Origin of the sequence: Chryseobacterium sp. VD8 (assembly GCF_037149975.1) — a bacterium.
GTDB classification, from domain to species: Bacteria; Bacteroidota; Bacteroidia; order Flavobacteriales; family Weeksellaceae; genus Chryseobacterium; species Chryseobacterium indicum.
This window is the reverse complement of the sequence record NZ_JBBCQL010000333.1, coordinates 1-3,360: the sequence shown is the minus strand read 5'-3', so window position 1 is coordinate 3,360 and position 3,360 is coordinate 1. Positions and strand designations below refer to the sequence as shown.

Below are 3,360 nucleotides of genomic sequence, written 5' to 3'. Positions count from 1 at the left end.
GTAAAAAGATTTGTGGCATTAGTGTTTAAAAAGATTCTTCATTTGTCTTTCATTTCGTATTCGCAGTGTCACTCTGAGCTTGTCGTAGAGTCTCTTATTATCTTTATTGTTAAGATCCTTTCAGGATGACAAAGATGCTGCAAATGCATTTAAGAAAAGACAAACAATTTTAAATTGAAAAAAAATCTGCGTAATCTGCACAATCAGCGGGAGACTATCAAAAAGATTCTTCATTCCATAATGCTTCACAAAATTTCAATCAGAATGACACAGGTTATTGAATATTTTGTTGAGTGAAAAAAGCTGTTAACAATTATTAATTGTTTTGTCTTTCGTTTCGTATTCGCCGTGTCACTCTGAGCTTGTCAAGAGTCTCTTATTACTTTTATTGCTAAGATCCTTACAGGATGACAAAGATGCTGTAAATGCATTCGAGAAAGGATAAACAATTTTAGATTTAAAAAAAATCTGCGTAATCTGTACAATCAGCGGGAGATTATTCAAAAAGATTCTTCATTTCATAATGCTTCGCAAAATTTCAATCAGAATGACATGACTCGTTAAAAATTTTACTGAGTGAAAAATTTAAAAACTATTTATTGGTATTAGAATACAGCCTGCTTAAAGTTTCCCTGCTTACGCCGAGATATTCTGCGACGTATTTTTTAGGAACTTCCGAAATCAGATCAGGATATAATCTTACAAATTCTTCATAACGCTGTTGCGGCGTTCCCGATAAAAGCATCATAATTCTCTGCTGAAGCGCAATATAACCGTTCGTTAATTTAATCCTGAAAAAATGATCCATCTTATGAAGATCTGCTGCGAGTCTATTTCTTCCTTCGAGAGTAAGACTTACCACTTCACCTGCTTTCAGGCATTCAATGAACATTTTGGAATTTTGCTGTTTAAAAAATCCTATATAATCGGACATCCACCAGTCTTTTTTGGCAAACTGAAGAATATGTTCTTTGCCGTTTTCATCAATATAATAGACTTTATAAATTCCGTCAAGAACAAGAAATTCATATTTCACTTCGTCTCCGTCATGAATCAGGAACTGATTTTTACGGACTTTTCTTAAAGTGAAAAAAGTTCTGACATAATCAAACTCTTCGTCTGTAAGCGGTGTAATGGCTTCGATATGTTCTCGCAGTCGGTTCATGATAATGCTTTATCCGGTGTAAAAGTAATTAAAATTCTGAAGAATCTGCTTGACTTTCCAATACAGAATCTGCTTTAAAAAGACTCATCTTTTATTTTGAAAAAACCCAATTGTAATCAAAGATTCATGAAAAGCAAATTTCTTGTGGTACAGTTGTTATAATAATTTTCCAAAATCATTAAAAAACAAATGGCTTCCGAATAATTTCGCATCATTTTTGTAAGGATAAACTAACACTTTTTAACACTGAAAATTGCTAAAATTTCCGTAATTTTGCACATCGTGATTTTCAGGTAAGATCACCCCGAATTATGAGTAAATCAACAGAATATATAGAAGTTTACGGCGCACGTGAACATAATCTTAAAAACATCAATGTAAAAATTCCACGCAACGAACTGGTCGTTATTACGGGACTTTCGGGAAGCGGAAAATCATCCTTGGCTTTTGATACGATTTTTGCGGAAGGACAGCGCCGTTATATCGAAACGTTTTCTGCGTACGCAAGACAGTTTTTGGGAGGTCTGGAGCGTCCCGATGTCGATAAAATTGAAGGATTATCTCCTGTAATTGCCATCGAACAGAAAACTACCAACAAAAACCCGCGTTCTACGGTAGGAACTGTGACGGAACTGTACGATTTCCTTCGTCTTTTATTTGCCAGAGTTTCCGATGCGTATTCTCAAACGACAGGAAAAAAACTGGTAAGTTATACCGAAGAACAAATCTTAGAAACCATCAAAGAAAATTATAAAGGGGAAAAAATCATGCTGATGGCGCCTGTGGTAAGATCCAGAAAAGGACATTACCACGAACTTTTTGTGCAGATGGCAAAAAAAGGATACGGACAGGCAAGAATTGATGGTGAACTGCAGGACATTGAATATGATCTGAAACTCGACCGTTATAAAACCCACGATATCGACATCGTCATCGACCGCTGGATTATCGGGGAATCTGCTTCGGAAGCGAGAATGGAAAAATCTCTTCGCACAGCGATGGAAATGGGAGAGGGACTGATCGGAATTCAGAAACTGGGAAGTAAAGACATCGAATATTTTTCTAAAAATTTAATGGATGCCGAAACCGGTCATTCACTGGCTTTGCCGGAACCGAATACGTTTTCTTTCAACTCTCCGAAAGGAAGCTGCCCGAGCTGTAAAGGTTTGGGAACCATCAAGAAAATCAATACCGATTATTTTGTTGAAAACCCTAAATTATCCATCAATCAGGGAGGTTTACTGCCATTGGAAGATTTAAAGTCTAATAAATGGGTGCTTTCTCAGATTAAAAATATCTTGGAAATTTTCGGATTGGGAATGGCAACTCCGATTCAGGATATTCCGGAAGAAGCCTTAGACTACATTTACAACGGCTGTCATAAAGAATTCAACAAAGATTTAAAATACGCCGGAATTACGAAAAAAATCAAAATCAGCTTTGACGGTCTGATTCCTTTCATGGAAGAAATTATCGAAGAAAGGGAGTCTTATGAAGCGATTCTGCTGGAAAGACATTTCACCACGGAAGAAACCTGTCCGGAATGTAAAGGAACCCGTCTTCAGCCTTCGAGTTTAAGCTTTAAAATCGACGGAAAGAATATTGCTGAGGTAAATGCTTTAAGCTTAATTGATTTAAAGGACTGGCTTGCTGATGTTAAGGATAAATTTTCTGAGAAAAATGCCATCATTGCGCATGAAATTTTAAAGGAAATTGAAACAAGGCTGCAATTCTTATTAGATGTCGGTTTGGATTATTTGAGTCTGAGCAGAAGTTCAAAAACGCTTTCGGGTGGAGAATCTCAAAGAATTCGTCTGGCTACGCAGATTGGTTCTCAATTGGTGAATGTTCTCTATATTTTAGACGAGCCTTCTATTGGACTGCACCAGAGAGACAATGAAAGATTGATTAATTCTTTAAAGAATCTTCGGGATATCGGAAATTCTGTTTTGGTGGTAGAGCATGATAAAGACATGATTCTGGAAGCCGATGAGGTTTTAGACATCGGTCCGAGAGCCGGAAAGTTCGGCGGGGAAATTCTATGGCAGGGAAAACCGAAAGATCTGGTAAAAGCAGATACTATTACGGCACAATATATTAACGGAAAAAGAAAGATCGAAGTTCCTGCGGAAAGACGTAAAGGAAACGGAAAAAATATTGTTTTAAAAGGAGCAAGCGGAAATAACCTGAAAAAC

At 36.8% G+C, this 3,360-nt stretch carries 2 protein-coding genes; one reads left to right on the top strand and one right to left on the bottom strand.

Translation table 11 applies throughout. The annotated features are described in order from the left end of the window. Positions 1-592: 592 nt before the first annotated feature. Positions 593-1,165: a Crp/Fnr family transcriptional regulator gene (locus tag WFK35_RS21595; protein WP_336734603.1), complete on the bottom strand. Its 573-nt coding sequence runs from the start codon at positions 1,163-1,165 to the stop codon at positions 593-595. Between the two features lie 311 nt (positions 1,166-1,476). Between WFK35_RS21595 and uvrA the strand changes: the two genes are divergently transcribed. Next, the coding region (gene uvrA, locus WFK35_RS21590; RefSeq protein WP_336734602.1) for an excinuclease ABC subunit UvrA at positions 1,477-3,360 on the top strand (1,884 nt) is incomplete at its 3' end.

Bases quoted from the DNA above. Each gene is read 5' to 3' on its own strand.
- WFK35_RS21595 (WP_336734603.1), bottom strand. From the start codon at position 1,165: ATGAACCGACTGCGAGAACATATCGAAGCCATTACACCGCTTACAGAC.